The sequence below is a fragment of the Microcystis sp. LE19-41.2A genome, assembly GCF_027530405.1.
Lineage (GTDB): Bacteria > Cyanobacteriota > Cyanobacteriia > Cyanobacteriales > Microcystaceae > Microcystis > Microcystis aeruginosa.
Window position 1 is genome coordinate 1 of sequence record NZ_JAPZQJ010000458.1, and the last position, 2,228, is coordinate 2,228.

Annotated in this window: 1 protein-coding gene and 1 pseudogene; one reads left to right on the plus strand and one right to left on the minus strand. The window is 41.9% G+C overall.

What is annotated here, in order from left to right; all coding sequences use genetic code 11:
* Positions 1-189: 189 nt before the first annotated feature.
* Positions 190-1,485: a P-loop NTPase fold protein gene (locus O9290_RS19460; RefSeq protein WP_288058280.1), complete on the minus strand. Its 1,296-nt coding sequence runs from the start codon at positions 1,483-1,485 to the stop codon at positions 190-192.
* Positions 1,486-1,961: 476 nt separating this feature from the next.
* Here O9290_RS19460 and O9290_RS19465 point away from each other — a divergent pair.
* A pseudogene (locus O9290_RS19465) lies at positions 1,962-2,228 on the plus strand (transposase family protein); the annotation flags it as partial.

Below are 2,228 nucleotides of genomic sequence, written 5' to 3' on the forward strand. Positions count from 1 at the left end.
CCCGCCTATCGGCACCCCCCTTATCAAGGGGGATCCCCCCGCCTATCGGCACCCCCCTTATCAAGGGGGATCCCCCCGCCTATCGGCACCCCCCTTATCAAGGGGGGCAGGGGGGATCCGCACCCCCCTTATCAAGGGGGGCAGGGGGGATCCATCTTCAATTTAATTATAACTACTTACTTATCCCATTCAAATTGTTCCTCTTTTTTTCATTAACTCAACTACAATCGGATGCACGTTATACCAGAGATCGCCATTGCGGTATTCCAAAATATATAAACCATGCAGCAGATCTAGAAAATTTTGATCCTTGAGATCCTTCGGTTTTGACTTTTCATAAACAGTTTTAATAATTTCCTCATCTGCTGTACCGATACTTTCAGCAAAATCGAGACTAAGTTCTGTGATTGATTGTTCTAAAACAGCTTGATCAATTTTTAGGTTATTATCATCGGGATAACGACGAACAGATCGCAAACAAACCCGACAGCAATCATTAGTAATGCGAATTAATTCTCGTAACACTCCCCCACTATAAAGACAAATTTTTTCGAGGGTGTCAGGATCGATTAAAGCGGAATCGATGCGCTTAGTGATAATCTCGGTTAAAGTAGCAATAATTTGCGGATCGGGTATAGCATTAGGTGCATTAATTTCTCCCTGTTTAAAGAGTTTATATACAGGCATTTGCACGATCTGATCGTTGGTTTCTGTTTGGAGAGTTGCCTTTAAAGCTACCTCTCTTAAAGCGGCGATCGGAATAGTCATAATAATCCGAAAACCGGGCAACATAATCGCTTTAATATGGGATTGAAAAATATCCCTTACCTGTGCTAAGTCAATTTTATCAATGTCATCAACAATTACTAAGATTTTTTTCTGACTTTGGGACTCGATCGCACTAGCTATAATGTTAATTTGGGCAACTAAATCGGTAATTCTCCGCTCATATTTTTGTTTGATTTCCTCGCGAATAGTCGAATTAATCTTGAGAATTCCTTTAATGTGAGCTAGTAAAGCAGAAAAGTTAAAACCTGTTTCGATAGTGGCATCTGCTTGATTGGTTTCGGTGCGGATTTGTTCAGCAAACCATTGATAAAAGCTTTTTTTAATAGAATCTTTAATAGTTAAATTTTGGGCTTCCGCTTCTGACATCATCTGAACGGCGATCGAGAATAAAATATTAACATGATTTACGTCTGACATTTCGATCGTGTCTGAGATCGAGAAGAAAACAACAAAATAGCGATCATCTAACTTTCTTTTAAATTCGTAGAGTAGGGTTGACTTACCACAACCCCGATGTCCTGCTAGAATAATTTTTCCGTCTTCCGAAGGACTATCTTCGACCAATTGTTCTAATTCGTCGATAATTTCTGTGCCGTATTTAACAGCAAAACGCTGTAATTCTTTATCCGATCGCAGGGGTAAAAGTTCCAAATTGCGATAGGCTTCTCGAAAGGGTTCCAGTAAAGGACTAACCATGAGTAATTAAATTAGACTGTGTGTTGTGAAGATAATTAGCCACAAAGAAAACTAGAAAAAAATTAACTGATAACTGATAAGTAGTTATAATTAAATTGAAGATGGATCCCCCCTGCCCCCCTTGATAAGGGGGGTGCCGATAGGCGGGGGGATCCCCCTTGATAAGGGGGGTGCCGATAGGCGGGGGGATCCCCCTTGATAAGGGGGGTGCCGATAGGCGGGGGGATTCCCCTTGATAAGGGGGGTGCGGATCCCCCCTGCCCCCTTGATAAGGGGGGTGCCGATAGGCGGGGGGATCCCCCTTGATAAGGGAGGTGCGGATCACCCCTTGATCCCCCCTTGATAAGGGGGGTGCGGATCACCCCTTGATCCCCCCTTGATAAGGGTAGGGCTGTTTCATTCTCCCATCAGAATATCAAAAGTAAAAGCGATCACTGTCAGGTAAAATGAGAAGTGAACGCGAACTTTTGAAAGATATGTTGAGCTTAATAGAAAAACTAAAACAAGTCAAGGACTTTCGGAAAGATAAAGGAAAAAGACACCCTTTATGGATAGTATTAGTAGTAATAATACTGGGAACAATGCTAGGATACTCAGGTTAAAGAGAACTAGGAGAGTTTGCTAAAAATAATCGGCACAGGCTCAGTAAAGAATTTAACATAATTCCAGAAAGAGTCCCGTCCTATTCAACAATTAGAAGGGTAATGATGGGAGTTGACTGGCAGAGTTTGTTAAAAATGTTT

Bases quoted from the DNA above. Each gene is read 5' to 3' on its own strand.
- O9290_RS19460 (WP_288058280.1), bottom strand. From the start codon at position 1,485: ATGGTTAGTCCTTTACTGGAACCCTTTCGAGAAGCCTATCGCAATTTG.